General features: G+C 70.2%; 13 protein-coding genes and 1 pseudogene. 4 read left to right on the top strand and 10 right to left on the bottom strand.

Annotated elements, in window-relative coordinates; translation table 11 throughout:
- Window positions 1-129: 129 nt before the first annotated feature.
- From ABFX45_RS03810 to ABFX45_RS03830, 5 genes and pseudogenes are all read right to left on the bottom strand, one after another.
- On the bottom strand, window positions 130-1,722 hold the full coding sequence (locus ABFX45_RS03810; protein ID WP_346127634.1) for a PucR family transcriptional regulator: 1,593 nt from the start codon (window positions 1,720-1,722) through the stop codon (window positions 130-132).
- A gap of 20 nt (window positions 1,723-1,742) precedes the next feature.
- A complete protein-coding gene (gene menC / locus ABFX45_RS03815; protein WP_346127636.1) occupies window positions 1,743-2,840 on the bottom strand; it encodes an o-succinylbenzoate synthase in 1,098 nt (365 codons plus the stop codon).
- Complete coding sequence (locus ABFX45_RS03820) at window positions 2,837-3,589, bottom strand: GNAT family N-acetyltransferase (RefSeq protein WP_109639469.1); 753 nt, start codon at window positions 3,587-3,589, stop codon at window positions 2,837-2,839. Before ABFX45_RS03820 ends, menC begins: the two co-directional genes overlap by 4 nt.
- A complete protein-coding gene (locus ABFX45_RS03825; protein WP_346127639.1) occupies window positions 3,586-4,650 on the bottom strand; it encodes a M20 family metallopeptidase in 1,065 nt (354 codons plus the stop codon). The genes ABFX45_RS03820 and ABFX45_RS03825 overlap by 4 nt, the downstream gene beginning before the upstream one ends.
- Before the next feature lies 1 nt (window position 4,651).
- A pseudogene (locus ABFX45_RS03830) lies at window positions 4,652-7,883 on the bottom strand (serine hydrolase).
- A gap of 210 nt (window positions 7,884-8,093) precedes the next feature.
- On the opposite strand from ABFX45_RS03830, the gene ABFX45_RS03835 reads away from it, so the two are divergent.
- Window positions 8,094-9,158, top strand: coding sequence for an FtsX-like permease family protein (locus ABFX45_RS03835; RefSeq protein ID WP_346127641.1), 1,065 nt, complete (start codon window positions 8,094-8,096; stop codon window positions 9,156-9,158).
- 30 nt (window positions 9,159-9,188) lie between these two features.
- A complete protein-coding gene (locus tag ABFX45_RS03840; protein WP_346127643.1) occupies window positions 9,189-9,788 on the top strand; it encodes an ABC transporter permease in 600 nt (199 codons plus the stop codon).
- 46 nt (window positions 9,789-9,834) lie between these two features.
- On the opposite strand, the gene ABFX45_RS03845 is transcribed toward ABFX45_RS03840, so the two are convergent.
- From ABFX45_RS03845 to ABFX45_RS03855, 3 genes are all read right to left on the bottom strand, one after another.
- Complete coding sequence (locus ABFX45_RS03845; RefSeq protein ID WP_109639466.1) at window positions 9,835-10,758, bottom strand: hypothetical protein; 924 nt, start codon at window positions 10,756-10,758, stop codon at window positions 9,835-9,837.
- Between the two features lie 135 nt (window positions 10,759-10,893).
- Complete coding sequence (locus tag ABFX45_RS03850) at window positions 10,894-12,210, bottom strand: cytochrome P450 (protein WP_233440017.1); 1,317 nt, start codon at window positions 12,208-12,210, stop codon at window positions 10,894-10,896.
- Window positions 12,211-12,310: 100 nt separating this feature from the next.
- Window positions 12,311-12,937 (bottom strand): GNAT family N-acetyltransferase, encoded by a 627-nt coding sequence (locus tag ABFX45_RS03855; protein WP_346127646.1) that lies wholly within the window; start codon window positions 12,935-12,937, stop codon window positions 12,311-12,313.
- Between the two features lie 68 nt (window positions 12,938-13,005).
- On the opposite strand from ABFX45_RS03855, the gene ABFX45_RS03860 reads away from it, so the two are divergent.
- Together ABFX45_RS03860 and ABFX45_RS03865 are read left to right on the top strand one after the other, a co-directional pair.
- A complete protein-coding gene (locus tag ABFX45_RS03860) occupies window positions 13,006-13,758 on the top strand; it encodes a class I SAM-dependent methyltransferase (RefSeq protein WP_346127648.1) in 753 nt (250 codons plus the stop codon).
- Window positions 13,759-14,146: 388 nt separating this feature from the next.
- Window positions 14,147-15,703, top strand: coding sequence for an HEXXH motif domain-containing protein (locus ABFX45_RS03865; protein ID WP_346127650.1), 1,557 nt, complete (start codon window positions 14,147-14,149; stop codon window positions 15,701-15,703).
- Window positions 15,704-15,707: 4 nt separating this feature from the next.
- On the opposite strand, the gene fxsT is transcribed toward ABFX45_RS03865, so the two are convergent.
- A complete protein-coding gene (gene fxsT, locus ABFX45_RS03870; RefSeq protein ID WP_346127652.1) occupies window positions 15,708-20,120 on the bottom strand; it encodes an FxSxx-COOH system tetratricopeptide repeat protein in 4,413 nt (1,470 codons plus the stop codon).
- Complete coding sequence (locus ABFX45_RS03875; protein WP_112225450.1) at window positions 20,117-21,148, bottom strand: AAA family ATPase; 1,032 nt, start codon at window positions 21,146-21,148, stop codon at window positions 20,117-20,119. Before ABFX45_RS03875 ends, fxsT begins: the two co-directional genes overlap by 4 nt.

Raw genomic sequence — 21,148 nt, forward strand, 5'->3', positions numbered from 1 at the left:
GTTTAGTAGTCCTTGCGCCCAGGCATACGGTAGCAGTGGTCCGATCTATGTCCCTCAGGCACGGCTGAAGTCGCTCGTGATGCGCCGCAGAGAGGCCGAGATCATCCGAGGTGTGCTGCATTGTCCTGTTCAGCGGTCCGGCCGCCACAACCGCAACTGCAGCATCGCCGCGAACCGCACGCCGGGATCGCCGAGATCCATCTCGCCGACCTCGGCCAGCCGTCGCAGCCGGTAGCGAAAGGTGTTGGGGTGCACGAAGACGGCGGCGGACGCGGCCGTCACGTCGCCGAACGCGTCCAGCCACGCGTTGAGCGTCTCGACCAGGCAGGCGCTGTGCTTGCGGTCGTACTCGATCAGCCGCGCGAGGGGCCCGCTCACCGTGTCGCCGCGCGAGGAGATCAGGTCGGACAGTTCCAGCAGCAGTCCCTCACCGTGCACATCGGACACTCGCGCCACCGAGTGAGGTGCCCGCCCGGCGCGCAACACCCGCAGCACGAAGTCGGCACCCGCACGAGACCGGGACAGCGACCTGCCGTCCGCCACCGGACCGACCCCCACCACGACACGGTTCCCGATGCGGCCGCGGAAGTCCGTGGCGATGCGCAGCGCCCGGTCCTCCGACTCCGCCGGCAGGATCGCGTAGGCGACATCGTTGATCAACGCGGCGGCGGCGCGCGGATGGACCGCGGTCAGGTGCATCGCGAACGCGTCGGCGATCTGCTGCCGTTCGGCGAGCAGGCGGGCGTGCTCGGCGGGATCGTCGCCGTGCGGGTGGGTCAGCGCCAGGGCGAGCACGACGCACGCCTGGTCCGCCAGCCCCAGCCGGCGCACCGCCTCGGCCGCACCCGGTCCGCCTTCCACCGCGGTGGACACGAGATCCGCCCGCAGTCGCCGCTCGACGTCGGCACCCGCCCGCTGGCGCATCAGGTGCAACGCCACGAGCTTGGCCGCGTCGCGGAACGCCTGCGACCGGTCGGCGGGCAGCGGCGAGCGAACGGCGGCCCAGATCGAGCCGAGGAACTCGTCGCCCGCGCGGACCGCCACGGCGACGCGGGGCAGGCACAGGCTGCCGTCGTCGGCGGGCAGGCCGTCGACGTACACGGGCTCGTCGCTGCGGTAGAGCTGCTGGAAGACCCCGCGCGCCTCCAGCACCTGCGAGTAGCGCGTGGGGACCTGCCTGCCCAGGATCGTCTCGACGCGGGACGAGTCGGCCTCGTCCTGGCGCCCCGAGAACGCGAGCACGCGCGAGCTGCGGTCCTCGATCGTCACCGGGGCGCCGATCAGCGACGCCACGGCGTTGGCCAGGGCGAACAGGTCACCGGCCGGCACCCCGCCGAGCGTTCCGGACGGGTCCACCTCGCCCTCGGCCAGCAGCGACCGGAGCATGGCCGCGAGCTGCGTCCAGGACGCACCCGGCGCGAGGCCGAGCAGCGCCACGCCGGACCTGTCGACGGCCTCGATGATCTCCTCGGTCAGGTCGACCGGGCCTCGGACGACGAGCGCCGCGGCACCGTGCTCGCTCAACAGGCCGAGGATCTCCACCGGTTCCCGCACGCCGACGCCGAGCACCAGCGCGGACGGCGGCAGCACCTGGTCGTCGTGCGGGTCGTGGATCACCACGCCACCGATGTCCGTCGCCCGGCCCGGGTCACCACGCACCAGGTCGATCAGCGTGGTGCCGAGGTCGTCCAGCACACGGGCGAGGCCTGTTCGAGGACTCATACCGACACCCTGCCAACCGTCTACAGAGGAATCCACTCCGTCTTCACGGTGACGGCGTCGAGCACGTCCGGCAACGGCGTCACACCGAGGCCCGGTCCGGTCGGCACGGTCAGGTGGCCCTCGTCGAGCACGAACGGCTCGGTTACGTCCACCTGGTAGTAGCGGTCCGACGCGGAGGTGTCACCCGGCAGCGTGCAGCCGGGCAACGCCGCCAGCGCCACGTTCGCGGCACGGCCGATGCCCGTTTCGAGCATGCCACCGCACCACACCGCGACGCCGTGCGCCGCGCAGACGTCGTGGATGCGGCGGGCCTCCAGGTAGCCGCCGACCCTGCCCGGCTTGATGTTGACGACCTGGCAGGCGCCGAGCCTGATGGCGTCGGCGGCGGAACGGGCCGAGGTGATCGACTCGTCCAGGCAGATCGGCGTGCGCACGATCTTCGCGAGCTCGGCGTGGGCGAGGATCTCCTCCTCCGGCAGCGGCTGCTCGATCAGCAGCAGGTCGAACGGGTCGAGCCGGGCGAGGTGGCGGGCGTCGGCGAGCGTGTAGGCGGTGTTCGCGTCGACCTGCAGCAGCACGTCGCCGAACCGCTCGCGGACCGCGCGCACCGGCTCGACGTCCCAGCCCGGTTCGATCTTCAGCTTGATCCGGACGTACCCCTCGTCGACCTGACCGCCGACGGCGTCGAGCAGCTCCGGGATCGAGTTCATGATCCCGACCGACACCCCGCACGGCACGCGGTCGCGGACAGCGCCCAGCTCACGGCCGAACGACACCCCACGCGCGCGCAGCTCGGCGTCGAGCACCGCCATCTCCAGCGCGCCCTTGGCCATCCGGTGCCCGTGGAACCTGGCCAGCCGGGGAGCGACCGACACCCCGTCGACAGGTCCTGTCAAAGCCGGGATCAGGAACCGGCGCAGCACGTCGGCGCTGCCCTCGGTGTACTCCGGCGAATAGACCGGGTCGGCCATCGCGACGCACTCGCCCCAGCCCTCGCCCTCGTCGGTGACGGCACGCAGCAGCAGCAACGAGCGCACGGTCTGCGTGCCGAACGACGTCCGGAACGGTGATTTCAAGGGCATCTCGACCCAGCGGAGCTCCACACCGGTGAGCTTCATGACGCATCGTTCCTCTCGACGACGTACCACCCGGACCTGTCGAACCCGGTGACGCGGGCGCCCGCGGCGAGCAGCCCGCCGAGCACGTCCCGCACGGCGTGACGCCATTCGTTCGCCGCGGCCGGGTTCGTGGCCCGCAGCGTCTCGATGTCCGGCGGCACCGCGACCAGCACGGTGTGGCCCGCGGTGGTGCCCGGCACCGGCAGGCCGTCCGCGGAGATCCCCAGCCCGACCACGCCGGCCGCGCTGACGCCGCGAGGCCGGGCGGCTGTCAGGTCCCAGGTGACGAGGAGGCGATCGCTCTCCCCGCCGCTGTTGATGTCGTCGGACATGGGGCCGTACAGGTCGGGCACGTAGTCGGTGGCGTCCGCGCCGAGCTTGGCGAGGTTGAAGTGGGCGTTGCGGCGCACGAGCGGGTCGAACGTCCAGGTGATCGTCTTGATCCCGCGCGCCAGTGCCCACTCCCGCTGGTCCAGCTTCAGCGCGTGCCCGATGTCGCGTCCGCGCATGCCCGGCGCAACCCCGGCGATGTGGCTGTGCAACGAGCTCTCCGCGGGTGGCGAGCAGAACGCCGCGCACGCACCGACGAGGTCCTCGCCGTCGAAGGCGCCGGCCACGTAGTTGCCGGACTTGAGCAACGCGCGCATCAGCTCGGCGGTCATCGGGGGAGTGGCAGAACGCCAGATCGACTCGTACAACCGTTGCGCGGCGAGGAGTTCTTTGTGCTCGTCGAGTTGCCGGATGATCATGTCAGCTCCCTCACGAGTGCGGTGAGCAGCGTGGTGCGCGGGACGAGCTCGGACACGAGGACGTGCTCGCTCTCGGCATGCGCGCCACCACCGACGGCACCGAGTCCGTCGAGCGTCGGCACCCCCACGCCCGCGGTGAAGTTGCCGTCGGACGCACCGCCGACCGCGGCCTGCCTGATCCCCGGAAGGAGCCTGGACGCCAGTTCGAACAGTCCCGCGGAGGCGGAGAGCTCCATCGGCGCGCGGTTCGGGCCACCGGTCACCTCGATCTTCGCCCCGTCGACCACCGGCTGCAGCGCGCGCATCGCCTCGTCCACGCGAAGTTGCTCGGCGAGGTTCCGCACGCGCACGTCGACCATGAACTTTCCTTGCGCGGGCACCGTGTTCGTCGTTGTGCCCGCCGAAAGCACGGTCGGCACCACGGTGGTGCCGGCAGCGGGATCCGCCAGCCGCGCGACGGCCAGGACCTGGTGCGCGGCTTCGATCGTCGCGCTGACACCGCGTTCGGGTTCGAGACCGGCGTGCGCGGCCCGGCCGTGCAAGGTGACCTCGTACATCGACGTGCCCTTGCGCTCGGTCTTCAGCGCGCCGCCGTCCGCCGATCCCTCGGTGACCAGCACGGCCTGGTGCTCCCGTGCCTCGGCCTCGATCAGCCCGCGCGACGACGGCGATCCGATCTCCTCGTCGCCGGTGACCAGAACCGTGACGCCGTCGGGAGAACCCAGTGCCGCCACCGCGTGGAAGATCATCGCGAGTCCCGTCTTCATGTCGAAGCAGCCCGGCCCGCGCAGCACACCGTCGCGCACCTCGAACGGAATCCGTTCCAGGGTCCCGATCGGCCACACCGTGTCGTGGTGGCCGAGCAGCAACACCTTGCGCGGCCCGGAACCCAGCCGCCACCGCAGGTGCGTGTGACCGTCGAGCACGATCCGTTCCGCGGGTGCGCCGAGCAGTGCGGAACCCACCTCGGCGGTGACGTCCGCGCTGTGGGCGACCGCCGCGAGGTCGGTGGACGGCGACTCGCAGGACACGAGCCGTTCGACGTCGTGGAGCAGGTTCATGTCAGGACACCTTCGGCGTGGCGCGGAGACCGGCGTGCACGTACCGCTCACCGGTGGGCAGCTCGTAGAACACGACGGACCTCCAGCTCTCGTCCTCGGAGTCCCGGCACAGGAACGTCGAGTCGCCGATCGGCACGAGGTCGACGTCCGGCGGCTCCGGGAGGAGCCCGGCCAACGACCCCGTCACCGTCGTCTTCAGCCGCAGCCCGTGTTCGCCCTCGGTGATGTCGAAGCGCACGGAAGCACGCTCGTACCGGCCGGCGTACCGCGCGTGGTCCACGGCCGGAGGTGCGTCGGCCGGCTCCGGCGGACGGGGCATGGCGACGCCCGCCAGCTCGGCGAAGATCTCCCGGTACAGGTCCAGGTACAGCTCGCGCGTGTGGCCGCCGTTGGTCAGCAACGTGACCGCCAGGCCCTGCTCCGGCAACAGCCGCAGGAACGCGGACTGGCCGATCGTGTTGCCGTCGTGGCCGACCAGCCGCTGGCCGTCCCAGCCGAACCGGATCCAGCCGAGACCCCACGAGTCGGCCAGCGCGTTCGGGTCGGGCAGGCCGGTCTGCTTCTCGGTCATCGCCTTGGCCGCCGCCCCCGTCAGCACCCGTGTGCCGTCCCGCGTGATCCCGCCGTCGAGGTGCATTCGCGCGAACGCCAGCACGTCGGCGGCCGTCGCGAAGATCGTCCCGGCCGGGCCGACCGAGCGCGGCAGCGCCCACACCGACACCGGTTCGGTCCTGCCGTCCTCTGTGATGTGACCGACGGCGGCGCGGTGCAGCAGCGCTTCCTCCGGCAGGGTGCCTGTGCGGGTGAGGCCGAGCGGTGCGAAGAGCCTCTCCCTCACCGCCGCGTCCCACGTCCGGCCGGTGAGCTTCTCGACCACCCGGCCCGCCAGCGCGAAACCCGAGTTGCAGTAGGAGAACGTGGCTCCGAGCGGGTGGTTCTGGGCGGCGTCCGCGAGCAGCTCCGTGTAGCGCTCCAGGCAGTCGTCGCCGCGGCCGGTGTCGGTGAAGACGTCACCGTCGATGCCACTGGTGTGCGTGAGCAGGTGCCGCATCGTCACCTTCCGCTCCGCCACGTGATCCGTGAGCTTCAGCTCGGGCAGCACGTCGATGATCGGCGCGTCGAGGTCGAGCAGTCCCTCGTCGACGAGCTGCATGACGACGGTGGTCGTCCACACCTTGCTGATGGAGCCGATCTGGAACATCGAGTCGTCGGTGACCTCCGCCCCGGTCGCGGTGTTCAGCACGCCGTGGTGCGCCTGGACGATCTCGTCGTCCCGGAGGATGCCGAGTGCCGCGCCGGGGACGCCGTGCTTCTTCGCGAGCGCGGAAAGCCTGCGCTGCCAGTGCTTCGCGTCGAGCGGGACGCGTTTCTCGGCGTGTTCGCGCACCCAGTCCACGACCCGGCGGTTGAAGTCCTCGCGGTGCGACGGCTTGCCGTCGAGGATGAACAGGTGCGACTCGCCGGGGTAGAGCACCAGCTTGCTCGGCACACCGTTCTGGCGCAGCGCGCTGAACCACTGCTCGGCCTGACCAGCGGGGCACCGGTCGTCACTCGCGCCGTGGTAGATCAGCGTGGGCGTGCGGACCTCGTCGACGAGCGTGAGCGGGGAGAGCTCGGCGATGTGCTCGCCGGTACCGCCCAGCTCGAGCTCGGTCAGGTAACGCCCGCCGTCCGATGTGCCCGCCATGCTGCGAAGGTCGCTCACCACACCACCGGCGACGGCCGCGGCGAACCTGGTGTCGCGGCTGGTCAGGTAGCAGGTCAGGTAGCCGCCGTAGCTGTAGCCCGTGACGGCGAGCTTCGCCGGGTCGGCGAGGTTCTCGGCCACCAGCTGGTCGATCGGCTCCAGGAGGTCCCGGGCGTCGGCCTTGCCCCAGGCGCCGATCGCGGCGGTGTAGAAGGCTTCGCCGTAGCCGTCGCTGCCGCGCGGGTTGAGGACCAGGATCGTCCAGCCCTGCCGCGCGAGGACCTGGTGGTAGAGGTGCCGGGTCGGCGGCGCCGTTCCACGCGTTGTGCGGGCCGCCGTGGATGTCCAGCAGGAGCGGTCGCGGACCGGTGCGGGACGGGTCGCGCACCAGCCAGCCGTGCACGACCGTGCCGTCGGAGATGGTGAACTCGCGCTCCTCGCGGACGAGGAGATCGGTCCTGTTGTGTTCGGTGTGGACGGTCAGCTCGCCGGTCGCCAGGTCGACGGTGGCGACCTCACCGTACGAGGTCGGCGTGCCGAGCACGATCGCCGCGATCCCGCTGCCGACCGAAAGCCCTGCGACGACTCGGGAATCTCCGCCGACGACGAGCTGCGGCGTGCCGCCGCCGAGGTCCACCGAGTAGAGCTGCGTGCACCCGCGGTCGCGCGCGCAGAACAGCACCGCGTTTCCGTTCAGCGCTGGTGGTCCGCCGGGGTAGCCGGCCTCGCCGGGCATCACGTTGCGGTCCAGCGGTGCGGACAGGTCGCGCACCTGGCCGTCGAGCGAGACGTGCAGCAGGCTGAGGTGTCCGGCTCCGGCGGTGGTCCGTCCGGTGACGAGCAGGCCGTCCTCCGTCCACGTGACCGTCGCGGCCTGGCCCGCGGCGAGCCCGGCCAGCTTCGGTTCCGCACGTCCGGAGACCTCGACGACGTGCACCGCCACGCGGAACGTCAGGTCGGCGTCCTCGTCACAGGACGCCGGGAACGCGAGTCTGGTGCCGTCCGGTGACCACGCGGGCGCACCGGCGTGCCAGTCGCCGTCGGTGATCTGCCGGACCTCACGGCTTTCCACGTCGAGCACGTGCAGATGAGTGCGGATGCTGCGGAGAAAGCCGGAGCCGTCGGACTTGTAGTCGAGCCGGCTCGCGACGACCGGTGCAGAGGCGTCCGCGACGTCGACCGGCGCCGGGAACGCGAGGTGCTTGCCGTCCGCGCTCCACACCGGTGCGCCCGCGCCGAGCGGCAGCGACGTCAGCTGCTCGGGCTCGCCGCCGTGCGCGGGCAGCAGCCACACCTGCGCCGGCCCGTCCTGGGCGCGCAGGAACGCGATGCGGCTGCCGTCCGGCGACCACGCGGGAGACGTGTCGGACGTGCCCCTGGTCAGCTGTTTCGTGCTACCACCGGAGACTCGCCACAGCGCGCGCACGTCGCGATCGCCCTCGCGGTCGGTGGCGCGCAGGACGTAGACGATCTCGGTGCCGTCCGGCGACACCGCGGGCTGCTCGGGCAGCGCGTGGCCGTACAGGTCTTCGATGGTGGTCACGATCCGGGTCCCCTCGTCAGTTCGGCCGCACCCTCTTCCACGATCATGCCAACGTTAGGTCCGGCGCCCCCGCGGTCACCTCGTCGTAGCCGACGAATCCGGGTGGCCGGATCTGTCCGCGCCGACGAACTCGCGCCGGGGTGGAGCAGGCTCTACCTCGGTCGGGGCAGCCTGCGTGATCGTTACGGACGCCCGGCGAAATCACGCTCTTCCGTGGAAGTCGTTGCGAGCCAAGGAGAACGTGATGAGGCACTGACCGTCGAGCAACGCCGCCGCGAGTTCGCCCTCCTCCGCGCCGTGGGGGCGACACCACGCCAGATCCGCAAGATGATCGGCGCGGAGACGCTCGTGGTCTCGGCGGTCGCCGGGGTGCTCGGCAGCGCACTGGGCATCGCGGTCAGCCACGGCCTGCGTGCCGCGTTCGCCGAGATCGGAGTGGTGCCGGCGGACTTCACCCTCTCGATCAGCCCGCTCCCGCTGGTCGCCGCCCTCCTGATCGGCGTGGCGGCGGCACGGCTGGCGGCCTGGAGCGCGTCGCGGCGCCCGTCCTCGATCAAACCGGTCGAGGCGCTGGGGGAGGTGGCGGTCCAGAAGAGGGATCTCGGCCCGGTCCGCCTGGCCATCGGCTGGGTTCTGCTGGCGATCGGCACGGCGGCAACCACGCTCCCGTTGTTCCTCCGTGGCCCGCTCGGCGCGGCGATGTCCGTGATGGCCGCGCTCGTGCTGATCATCGGCCTGGGGTTGGCCGGTCCCAGGGTCGTGGCCACGGTGGTCAGCAGGATCGCACCGGCGCTCAGCAGGTTCCCCGGGGTGAGCGGCTACCTGGCGTCCGCGAACGTTCTCAAGAACTCGAGGCGACTGGCCGCGGCCGTGACGCCGTTGATGCTGGCCATCGGGTTCGCGCTGGTGAACTACTACAGCCAGACGACGCTCACCGCCGCCGTGCAGCACGAAACCACCAGGTCGATCACCGCCGACCACGTCATCACCGGTGTGATCGGAGTGCCTGCCGAAGTCTCGGAGGCCGCGCGGAAGCTCCCCGGCGTGACCGCCGCGACGTCGTTGGTGCGCACCGAGGTGATCACCGCGAGCAAGACCGGTGACAGCGTCGAGGTGAACCGCGGACCGGCCAACGGCCTCGACGCCGACGCCGGCGACACCGTCGACCTCGCTGTCACCTCAGGCCGTCTCGAAGATCTCACCGCGGGCACGGTGGCGTTGAGTCACGCGCACGCGTCGTGGGAGGACAAGAAGGTCGGGGACACCGTGGAGTTCTGATTCGCGGACGGTCAGCAAGCCCGGCTGCGAGTGGTCGCGACGTACGAGCACGACCTCGCGTTCGGCGGCCACGTGCTGTCCGCCGCCGACGCCCGCGCCCACACCAGTGCCGGCCTGGACAGCGCGGTGCTCGTGAGGTCCGGCACCGCCTCCGCGCTGAAGGACCTGGTCAGCCGCTATCCGGGGCTGACGGTGACCGAGCAGGTGGCGGCGCAGGACCAGGGCGACCAGCGGACCCAGTTCCTGCTCAACCTGGTCGCCGTCGGCGTCATCCTCGGGTACGTCGCGATCTCGGTGTCCAACACGCTCGTGATGTCCACGGTGTCACGGCGGCGTGAGTTCGCCCTGCTGCGCCTGGTCGGCACCGGACGCCGGCAGATCGTGCGGATGATGCGGGCGGAGGCGCTGGTGACAGTCGGTCTCGCCGCGGTGCTCGGCACGGCGGTGGCCGCACTGCCCCTCACCCTGCTGGCGATCGGCTTCACCGGTGTCCCGCTGCCGAGCGGCTCGATCTGGGTCTACCTCGGCGTGCTCGCCGGAGCGGCCCTGCTGGGCGTCGTGTCGATCGCGGTGTCCACCCGCTTGTCGTTGCGCGCCAAACCCATCGACACGATCGGCCTCCGTGAGTGAACGCCGAAAGGCCACCCCGAGTCCGGGGTGGCCTTGTCGCGCGTGATCAGCCGACCGGCGGCGCCATGTCGAACCAGTTGTAGCCCTCGACCAGCTGCGTGGTCGGCGCGGTCGAGCCCGGCGTCGTGAGCTGCCAGCGAGTCACCCAGCGGTAGGTGCCCGGCGTGAGGCTCTCGTCCATCGCGGTGTCCGGGTTGTCCTTGACCGGGATGTACTCGTAGACGGCCTTCTTGGTCAGCGTCGCGTTGAGCGTCGCGTAGTCGGACTGGGTCTTCAGGTAGTCGCCCACGCCGTGGTCGGAGGCGCGGCCCGGGTCCATGTAGCGGACCTGGAGGGTGTTGCCGCCGAAGGAACCGTCGACGGAGACCAGCGTGACGATGTGGCCACCGCCGCGCTGCAGGCTGTTCTGCGGGCCCTCCGAGTAGCGGCCGTAGACCATCTGCACGGGTCCGCGGGCCAGCTTCTTCGCCAGGTCACCGCCGAAGTCCGCGGCGCCGTTGCTGTCCACCCCCGCGGTGACCGCGGCCCAGCCGGCGTCACGGGCAGGCTTGGTGGCGATCATCCAGGCGTTGCGCAGGTTGCTCATCCTGGTGCCGCCGTCGTACTTGGCGTCCACGCCGATTCGCCAGATCGAGTTGGTGATGACGTTGTAGTCGGTCTGGTCCTGCGGGTCGAGCTCCTTGACCTTCGTGGTCAGCCAGCCGACCGGCGCGTTCTTCTCGTGCGCCCAGTAGTGCAGCACGTTGTAGAGCGAAGCCGGGCCGCAGTACGCGCCACCGTTGCTCTCCAGACCCGCGCGGTGCTGGTCGACGTCGCTGATCCCGCACTGCTTCACGGAGAAGTCGGGACCCACCAGGTCGGTGACCTTCACGCACGGCGTCGGCTGGCCGATGACCGGGTCGGCGGCGGCGACGGCCGGGAGCGCGATGGTCGAGAGGGTGGCGGCGGCGATGATGGCCTTGCGGATCATTGTCTTTACCTTCCGGTCGCGGTTTGCGTTGGTAGGTAAAGACTCTTGGATCGCGAACACGAAGGCATGAGGGATGAACCCTCAACCCCGATCTGCGAAAGTTGGGCGTATCAGGCCATCCCCCACCCGCCTCTGTCAAAGATCCGGATGGATCGGGCTGGCGTGCTTGCCGAGGTGGATCGGCAGCGAGTGCAGCCCGTAGACGATGGAGAGCTTGCGGAACGACAGCGCCGCGGGGTCCACCGCCAGCCGCATCTCGGGGAACCGGCGGACGAGCGCCGGGTACGCGATCCGCAGCTCCATCTTCGCGAGCTCGGCGCCGATGCAGCGGTGCGCGCCGTAGCCGAACGCGAGGTGCTGACCGGCGGCCCTGTCCGGCTGGATGTCGTCCGGCGAGGCGTAGACGCCCGGGTCGCGGTTGGCCTGCGAGAGCGAGCACGCGACGATGTCACCCGCCCGCACCTTCGTTCCCGCGACGTCGACGTCCTTGCGCGCGACGCGGAGGAACGCCACCTGCACGACGGACTGGTGGCGCAGCAGTTCGTCGACCACGCCGCCCACGGCCTCGTCGTCGTCGCGGACCCGGCCGAACAGGCCGGGGGACCGCAGCATCGCGAGCGTGCCGAGCGAGATCATGCTCGCGGTCGTCTCGAACCCGCCGGTGAGCAGCCCGTCGGCCAGGCCCGCGAGCTCGTCGTCCTCCAGTTCGTCACCGTGCTTGCGGATGAGCTCGCCGAGCAGTCCGTCGGTGGGCGCGAGCCGCTGGGCACGCACCAGCTCCCGGAAGTAGACGACCGACTCCGACACCGCGGACAACGACGCCGTCGCGGCACCACCCAGGTCGAACCGGGCCACGCTGCGCCGCTGGAACTCCTCGCGCTCGCTCGCGGGCACGCCCAGCAGCTCGCAGATCGTGAGCGCCGGCACTGGCATGGCGAAGTCCTCGACGAGGTCGACCGGGCCGTCCTTCATGGACATCAGGTCCAGCTGGTCGGCGACGATGGCCTCGATGCGCGGGATGAGCCGGGACAGCCGCCGCATGGTGAACTCCGGCGTCAGCACCTTGCGCAGCCGCGTGTGCTCCGGCGGGTCGCTGAACCCGAGCCCGCCAGGTGCCTCCTCCGCGAACAGCCCCAGCTCCTTGAAGTGGCCGAAGTCGTTGCTGAACGACTCGACGTCCACCAGGACGCGCTTCGACGCCTCGTAGCCGGTCACGAGCCACACCGTCACCGGCAGCGGCAACCGCGTGATCGGCCCCTGTGCCTGCATCCGCGCCAGCTCGGGCACCGGGTTCAGCCCGTTGCGCCGCAGTGGTGCCAGCACGCGCGACGGCACGAACCACGACGACTCGAGGTCGAAGCCGGTCCGGCTGAGGTGAGCGAGCAGCCGCTTGCTCATCCATCCGGTCACCCGCGAACGCATGTCCGTCGCTGACTGCAGAACTTCCCTCATGAGGTGGCTGTCCCTTCGGCGGAAAGGGTCTTCGTGGCGCCTGGTCGCCACCGGAACGGACAATAACGACGACGCCGATCACACGTCGTCATACCTGGGCCTAACGCGCCGTCATACTTTGGGCCAGAGATCGATCAGAACCAGTGCGGGCAGTGCGGCGCATGTGCTGCGCCGAAGAGTACGTCGGCCCTCGCGGACGCCGGCGCGCTGCTCGCGTGAGGTAGATCGAGGCGAGGTCGCGCACGTCGAGCGACAGGTCCGGCTCGCGGCCCGTCCCCACGCACTCCGCCTCGCCGCCGCGGACGCTCGGCAGGTAGCGGTCGTGCTCGCCGAGGAACGGGTCGTGCACCTCCAGCACCAGGTCACCGCCGGTGCGGTAGCCCCGCGTCGCGAGTGCCCGCGAAACGTCCAGCAGTCGCACCCACAGCCAGTCCATCTCACCGCTCAGCTGACCGGCGTTGACGTCCGCGAGCTGCCAGCGCAGCGGATGGTCGGTGGGGAAGTGCTTGAACGCGACCTCGGTCACCAGGTCGTGGTCGAACGTCGCCGGCCCGTAGCCGAACCTGCCGTGGATCTGCCACTCGGCCGCCAGCAGCACGGCGAGGAACTCGCCACGTTCGCGCAGGTCAGCGAGCTGGAACCGCATCATCTCGGTCAGCATGCCCTGACGGCGGTGCGTGGGCAGCACCTCCACGGTGGTGATGCCGGCGGTGGAACGGATCTTCACCCTGCACAGTGGACCGGTGGCCGCCCAGGGAGATCAACCGAATTGGCCGGCGGTGGCATGGTCGAGGTGTGACGAGTGCTGAGGACTTCGACCACTGGTACGCCGACTGGGTCGAGTCGCCGGTGGCCGACGAGCTCGTACGGCGCATGCTCGCTCTTCCTCCCGATCTGCAGTCCACGAGCCTGTTGAGCGGGCCGGGGCTGGACGAGGTCGTGGCGATCCTCGACCCGCGCCCCGGCCAGGTCCTGCTGGATCTCGCGTGCGGCCGCGGCGGCCACGGCCTGGAGATCGTCCGGCGCACCGGCTGCCGGCTCGTGGGCGTGGACTTCTCCGCCGTCGCGATCGACCAGGCCCGGCAGCGCGCTGCGGAGCTGGCGATCCCCGCCGAGTTCGGGGTCGGTGAGCTCACGGACATCGGGCTCGGCACGGCCTCCGTCGACGCGGTGCTCGTCGTCGACGCCTTCCAGTTCGCCGAACCGAAGCTCGACGCGCTGCGCGAGTGCCTCCGCGTGCTGCGGCCCGGCGGACGCCTGGTCATCACCACGTGGGAGGCCATCGACGCCACCGACGAACGACTGCCGGCGCGGATGCGGCGGACGAACCTCGCCGAGCAGCTGCCGGCAGCGGGGTTCGTCGGCGTCGAGGTCACCGAGAAGCCGGACTGGCGCGCGATCGAGGACCGGTTCTGGCAGGAGTCGCTCGCCGTCGAGGCCGGTGACGACCTCGCGCTGCAGTCGATGCAGGACGAGGCGCGGCGGGTGCTGGCGGCCTCCGACGGGCGGCGGCGCGTTCTCGCCAGGGCGGCCGCCCCGCACGGGTGACGAATCCGTTCGGACGAGAGGAATTCGCCGCGCTGGGCGCTCCCCATACCGTCTCCTGGCGGGCATGATGGAATTGCTGTCGGGGCGAGGGAGGGCCAACGATGGATTCGCGACCGGATCTCTTGACCCACCAGATGGATCTGACCGGGATTCCCCTCTCGGCGCTTCGCAATTTCCGGGGACCGGAGCTCGACGACGCGATTGCGCGGATGATGTCGAACGCCCGGAGCTGTACCCCGGGCGACGCCGTCCAGGAACAACGTTGAGTGGTGGCACCCCGGCCACACTCCGGCTACCGCGTTCGGTCTTCGAACAGATCTGCGCCGGGCAAATCGACGCCGAAAGCACGGCGGCGTTGCGAAAAGGCCAGTACAGCATTCGGCGGTTGATGCTGAAGTCGTTGTTCGAGGCAGCCGTCGGGGCGTTGCGCGATGTCGAGCACGCGTGGAATTTGCTCGCTGACGCCGAAAACATCGCGCCAGCCGTGGTTGAAGACGTGGTGATGTATCCGACCGTGGGCGTCCGTTTGGCGAAGGCGTTGCACGACATCGCCGGTGCGGCACCGTCCTGGCGGGAAGCCGGGGTGCTGCACACGGTCGCCGCCGCGGCAGCCGTCCGAGGTGGACTGGAGTGCACCATCTCGGTCCCCGTCGTGCACGGCGCGGTGATGCTGCCGACCGTGGGGCAGTGGCAGCTGCCGTCCACCGGGTTCCCCGCCGGACAGGCCGAGTTGAGCATCGGAGGCGGTGAGGTCACGGTGGCGCACGGCGGCACCTTCCTGCGCGCCAGGGATCACCGGGTCTCGGCGGGCGGCCGGACGCTGGCGATCACGTTCGAGGACCTGGACCCGCATCGCGAGTTCACCACGCCCGTTGCTCCCGCCCCGCTCGACGCGGTCGAGCGGGAGGAGTGGGCGAAGCTGCTCGACGAGGCCTGGCACCTGCTGACGCGGTGGCACCCGGGGTGCGCGGACGAGCTTGCGGCGGGCCTGCGCGCGTTGATCCCGCTCGGTGCCGGCACCTCGGTGTTCGCCGCGTCGTCGTCGAACGCGTTCGGCGGGATCGCCATGTCCGCCAAGGCGACGGCGACCCAGCTCGCCGAGGCGCTGGTGCACGAGATCCAGCACTCGAAGCTCAACGCGCTGGTCGACCTCGTCGACCTGACCACGACCGAGCCGGGCTGGGTGTACGCGCCGTGGCGTGACGATCCGCGCGGGCTCGTCGGCCTGCTGCACGGGATCTACGCGTTCACGGCCGTGGTCGAGTTCTGGCACGTGCAGCGCGACCTCGTCCCTCCCTCCGAGGCCCGCCGCGCCTGGTTCTCCTTCGCGCTGCGGCGCGCTCAGGTACGTGCTGCCGTCGACTCGTTGCGCGGCAACACGAGACTCACCGATCTGGGACGCGCGTTCGTCGCGGCGGCCTCGGTGCGGTTGTCGGTGTGCGAGACGGCGCCCGTGCCGGACGACCTGGCCGGGACCGTCGCCGATCTGCTGGCCGAGCACCGCGCGGTGTGGCGGATGCACCACCTGCGGCCGGAACCCGCCGACGTCGTGGTGCTGGCGGACGCCTGGATGCGGGATGCGCCGTGTCCTGGCCGGGCGCGCAGTGAGGTCGTGCCGGGCGGTACCACCGCTGCCAGGCCGAGAAGTGTGCTGCTGGAGATGCGGGCACTGGCGCCGGATCGGTTCGAACGGGCGGTGTCGCTGGAGTCGGCGGAAGCCATGTTCGCCCGCGGGGAGCGCGGCAGCGCGGCAGCGGCGTACGCGCGCCGGGTGCGGAGGGATCCGCGTGACGTGGACGCCTGGATCGGGTTGGGTCTCGCCTCTCAGGTCGCCGCATTGCTCGATCAGCCCGCGACTGTGCGTGCGGTGCACGCGTGCGTAACAGCACGCACCGGTGCACCGCCTGCACCCGAAGAGCTCGCCGCCTGGATGACGGCGAGCTGATCCCTCAGAGCTCCATCGTGTCCGAGTCGCAGTTCGCCCGTACCGACTGGCTCGCCGCCAACGTGGCCGGGTGGTTGTCGCCGAGCGCCCTGCGGAATCCGGCCATCGTGGTCGAGTGCAGGATCGCCGCGTCCTCCGCCCGGCCCACGTTCGTCAGGTCGATCGACAGGTTCAGCGCCACGGCGAGCGTCGACGGGTGCTCCGCGCCGAGCACCTCGGTCGACCGGGCCAGCAGGTCCTCGTCGAGCCTCATGGCGTTCTCGTGCTCGCCGAGCGCCGCGAGGTCACTGGCGAGGTTCGTCGCCGCGACCATCGTGAACGGGTGGTCGTTGTGGAACAACTCCCGCAGTTTCGCCACGGCCTCCTCGTTGAGCGCACGGGCCCTGCCGGGGTCACCGGCGAGCCGGCACGTCACCGCGAGGTTCGTGGCCGCGATCTGGGTGTACGGGTGGTCCTCGCCGCGAATGTCCTTGAACAGGCGGTGGCTCTGCGCCGCCAGTTCGAGCGACCTCGCCAGGTCGGGTATGAGCCGCAGGTCCGCGGACAGACACATCAACGACGTCACGGTGTCGATGTGCTTCTCGCCGTGACGGCGGCTGTAGAGAGCCACGCACTGCTCGGACTGCTGCCGCGCGCCTTCGTGGTCACCCGCCTTGCGCAGGGCGACCGCCAGGTTGCGCATGGCGCCGATGGTGAACGGGTGGTCCTCGCCGAAGAGCTCCTTCTGCTTCTCGAGCGTCTCCTCCTGCAGCTTGCCCGCGGCGACGTAGTCCCCGGACTCGCGGATGTCCATGGCGAGCGCGTTGCGGGAGCGGTACGTGAGGATGTGGTCCTCGCCCAGCACGACGCTCCGGCGGCTCAGCGTTTCCTGGTCGAGCTCCCGTGCGCGGAAGAAGTCACCCATGATCCGGAAGCAGCTCGCGAGGTTGGCCGCGTAGTAGAGCGTGTCCGGTTCGGTCTCGCCGAGGATGACCTTGGACCGCTCGTACACCTGCTGCTGCAGTTCCAGTTCCTCGGTGAACCTGCCCTTCGTGCGCCGGTCGGCCGCGACGGTGTCGAGCATGCTGAGGAAGGCGTCGTTGTCCTCGCCGACCTCGCTGCGCAGCAGGCCGAGGGTCTTCTCGTTGAGCTCCATCGCCTGGTCGATCTTGCCGAGCCTGCGCAGTGCGATGGCGTGCCAGCGGGACATCTTCAGCGTACCCAGGTTGGTCTCGCCGAGGTTGTCCCGCCAGACGGAGATGCACTGCTCGGAGAAGTCGAGCGCGCCGCCGTAGTCACCGCTGGCGAGCAGGTAGCGAACGAGATTGATCATCAGCTCGCGCACCCAGTCGTCATGACAGTTCACCGCCTTCGACATGGTCGCGTGCGGAAGGAGTGCGGCGTACTGCGGCCAGTTGGCCGCGCTGTCGGGGTCGCCGGGATCGCCCTTGACCAGCAGCTCGTGCACGGCGTGCCGCATGACGTCCTGCTCGTCGGCGTTCAGGCGGTTCTTCAGCACGGTCTGGACGAGCCGGTGCAGCTGCAACGTGTTGTTCCTGTGGTCGATCTTGGCGAGGCTGTACCGGCTGATCTCGCGCACCGCGCGGTTGAGCTTGATCGGGTCGGCGAACGCCTTGGCGAGCGCCTCGGGCACGGGCGTGCCGCGTGCGCCGCTGAACAGCTTGCGGGAAATGGGTTCCGGGCCGAAGAAGGCGCAGACCTGCAGGAGTTGCAGAGCCGCGCGGTGCTCCTGCTTCAACCGGTTCAGCGGAACGTTCCACGCCGCGGCGACCGGCAGCTGGTAGTCGCTCGACGTACCGGCCTCCAGCAGCTCGATGCGGTTCTGCTCGAGGAGGTCGAGGTACTCCGAGACCTGCATGCCGGTCTGCGACCGCCAGGCGGCCGCCTGCTCGATGGCCAGTGGCAGGTCGCCCAGTGCCTCGGCCAGCCGGTCGGCGTCGGCGTCGGTCAGCTCACCACCGCGCCGGTTCAGCAGCTGCTTGCTCTCGGCGCGGGTGAACAGGTCGACCTCGACCGGCCGCGCGATGTTGCCCCACTCGGAGTTGCGCGACGTGACCACGACATGACCGGAACCCGCGGGGAAGAACTGACGGACGGTCTCGGGGCGGTCCGCGTTGTCGAACACCAGGATCCAGCGGGAGTAGGGCTCCTCGCCGCGCCGCAGCGCGTCCAGCACGGTGGGAATCGCGGTGTCCGCGGTCGCCGCCGTGGGCAGGCCCATCTTCTTCGCCAGCTCGACCAGGCTGGCCGTGATCTGTGCCGGGTGCTCGGCCGAGATCCACCAGACGATGTCGTACTCGGCAGCGTGCTGGTAGATGTATTCGACGACCGTCTGGGACTTGCCGACACCGCCCATGCCGTGCAGTGCTTCGGGAAGAACGGCAGTGGCGCCGGGTTCGAGCAGGCGCTGGCGGAGGCTTTCCAGCAGCTGTTTCCTGCCGACGAAGTCGGGATTTCGCAGCGGAACCGAGCCCCACACCTGAGGTTTGCTCATACCTTCGCGTCGTTGTTCCACCGAAAGAGGGAATTCTGGGGCGGTCACGTCTTCTCCCTCGGCCGAGAACGTGCCGCCGGTCGAAGCGGTCACGTTCGGGGGTTCGGTCAGCTGCACGCTGGATTTCTCCTGCTCCGCTTGCCGTTCAAGCTGCTGTATCGATACAGGAACGTCGTATTCCAAGCGAAGTCTAGAGGTCGCAAGACGCTTTGCTCGCCTGCTGTACGGGCCGGAGAGTGCGCGGAACACCGCCTCCTGCACCCGGATGTACGGAAGGTTTTCGGCGATCGGCGTGGGATCGGCGGTGTCGTTCGGCGCATCGAGTGCGGCGGCGAAATTTCGCAATGTCGCGTTGATGCGATCGGCGTACTGGCCGACCATTCGCGCGACCCGGATCGTGTCCGACCGGCGCACTCCCGAGAGCAATTCCTCACGAACGCCGTCGTGGAACTCGTAGGCCACGCGGGTCGGATCCGGCGAGGATCCTTTGGCGGGCACGCTCTTCAGCAGCCCGCCGAGCACGACCTCGGCGAGGACGGAGAGGCTCGCGCCCGGCAGCATGATCCGCTGGACGAGCTTGATCAGCGGCAGGCTCAGCGGTGTCGCGGCCAGCAGACCCGCGAGGTGGAACGCCTGCACCGACGCCTGCGTCCGGAAGCGCATGACCCTGGTGCGTGCCGTCAGTTTCTCTGCCGGCTCTTCCGGTGTGCTCACCACGGGTTCGTCCGGGCGTGGCTGCACCATCGCCGCCGTGGTCTCGACCCATTCCGAGCCCGGCGCGGTGAGCAGCCGCGACCAGCCGGCGAACCACTCGGCCGACAGCCCGAGGACGGGCACCGGGATCGCGGCGGGATCGCCGACGTCGAGTGCGAGGTCCGGCTCGACCACGCGCACGCGCAGGTCCTTGTTGGCCGATCCCGGTGCGGGCGCGCACAGCCGGACGCGGCGGGTCGCGATACCGCCCCACCGCCACAATCGTTGCTCCAGCACGTGCACGACGGCGGTCGGCATCACCCGTCCCCACCGGAACAGCAGCTCGCTCGCCGCGCCTTCGTGCCACGCGCGGCCGATGGCGTCCGTCATCACCAGGACGATCCGGCGGCCCGTCGGATCGACGAGGTCAGACCAGTGATGTCCGCGCTCCTGCTGGCCTTCCGGTCGCAGCACGAGGTCCGCGAGCGAGGCCTTGGAACAGTCGAGACGCAGCAACCTCACGTCGCGGAACGCTCCCTGGCGTTGCAACAGGACCAAGAAGTCCTGGACCGTCTGCCGCCAGATCTCCATCGACGGCGCGGTGTCGGCGACCAGCACCACGTCGAACTGGCGCGAGGGCGCCGGTCGCCACTCGGGCAGCCACAGGCCTTCCTGCGCCGCGCGCACCGCCGTGGCCTCCTCGTCCAGGACCCGGCGCCACGGCGACGGCGCCGGCCGCATGAACGGCCGCAGCGCGCCCGCGATCCGGCGGGGTTCCGACAGCGCGGGCACCGTGGGCCAGGCGAGCGCGGAGTCGCCGTTCGTCGTCGCGCCATCGCCGACCGGGATCGGGAAAACGTTGGCCGGTCCCGGTGTCCAGTTCTCCTCCTCGGCGAGTTTCGGAGGTTCGGGCGGAGCGGGTGCGGTGGTGGTGTCGCGGGGTTCCGGTTTGTTTTCTTCCTCCGCGGCCGGGCTTTCCCGGTCCGGCTCGTCCTGCTCGGTTGCCGCGGGAGGAACCGGGTCGTCCGGCGGGGCCGGTGGCGTCGCCGGTTCCGGCCGGTGCAGCTGCCGGGCGAGCCAGAGCGCGTCCCGCACCTCGCGGTAGGTCAGGTCCGATGTGGACAGTGGCTGGTCCTGGCCGCCTGTCTGAACGAACTGTTGCAGGACAACAGCGTCAAACCCGGTCGACGCGTCGACCGGGGTCCGTTCATCCCTGGGCAGCCGGCTCATCCCACCTCCGACGACAACGGGTGCCAGATCGCGGTCAGCAGTTTGTTCCAGTCCTGGTCCAGCTGGTAGGAGCCGGACGTGGCGAGCTGGGTCGCCAGGTGCACGGCGTTGAGCAGCTGGTCGGAGGCGAGCCCGCCGAGCTGCGCGCTGCGCTCGAGGAAGTCGGCGATGAGCAGGGCGACGTCGACACCCTCCGCCTCGCCGAGATGAGCGGCGATCATGCCGCCGAGCTGGTCGAAGTCGGGTGCCTCGAAGTGGAGTTTCAGGCATCGGCGCAGGAACGCGGGCGGGAACTCGCGTTCGCCGTTGCTGGTGATGATGACGATGGGGAACTGCCTGCACTGCACGACACCGTTGCGCACCACCGCCGAGCCGCCGCGATCGGCGGTGAACACGGAGACGTCCGGCTGCCTCCTCGCCAGCCGGACGAGTTCCGGGATGTCGTACTCGCCTTCCTCGAAGACGTTCAGCAGGTCGTTGGGCAGGTCGATGTCGCCCTTGTCCAGCTCGTCGATCAGCAGCACCCGCGGCAGGTCGAACGGCAGCAGCGCGGTGCCGAGCGGACCCAGGTGGACGTAGTCGCCGATGTCGGACTCGCTGCCGGGCCCCTGGCTCGCCGCGGCCTGCACGCGTCCGATCGCGTCGTAGAGGTACAGGCCGTCCTTGAGCACCGTGCGACTCGTGACGGGCCACCGCAACGTTGGGCCCAGTCCGAGCTCTCTGGCGATCAGGTACGCCAGCGACGACTTGCCCGTACCCGGATTTCCCGTCACCAGCAACGGCCTGCGCAGGTAGATCGCCGCGTTGACCATGAGCACCTCGAGCGGCTGCGGCTTGCGCGGCGTCCGCAGCAACGCGCCGATCCGGCGGTGGACCTCGGACCCGTCGTCGGGAGGACGGGTGACCTCGCCGGTGCCCGTGAACCTGCGCCACGGCGGCGGCTCGGGCAGTTCGGCGATGGGTGACTCGGCGGCATCCCCGGTGCCGCGGTACACGTGCCATCCGGACGGATCGAGCTGCTCGCTCAT

The organism is Lentzea roselyniae (assembly GCF_039537795.1).
GTDB classification, from domain to species: domain Bacteria; phylum Actinomycetota; class Actinomycetes; order Mycobacteriales; family Pseudonocardiaceae; genus Lentzea; species Lentzea atacamensis.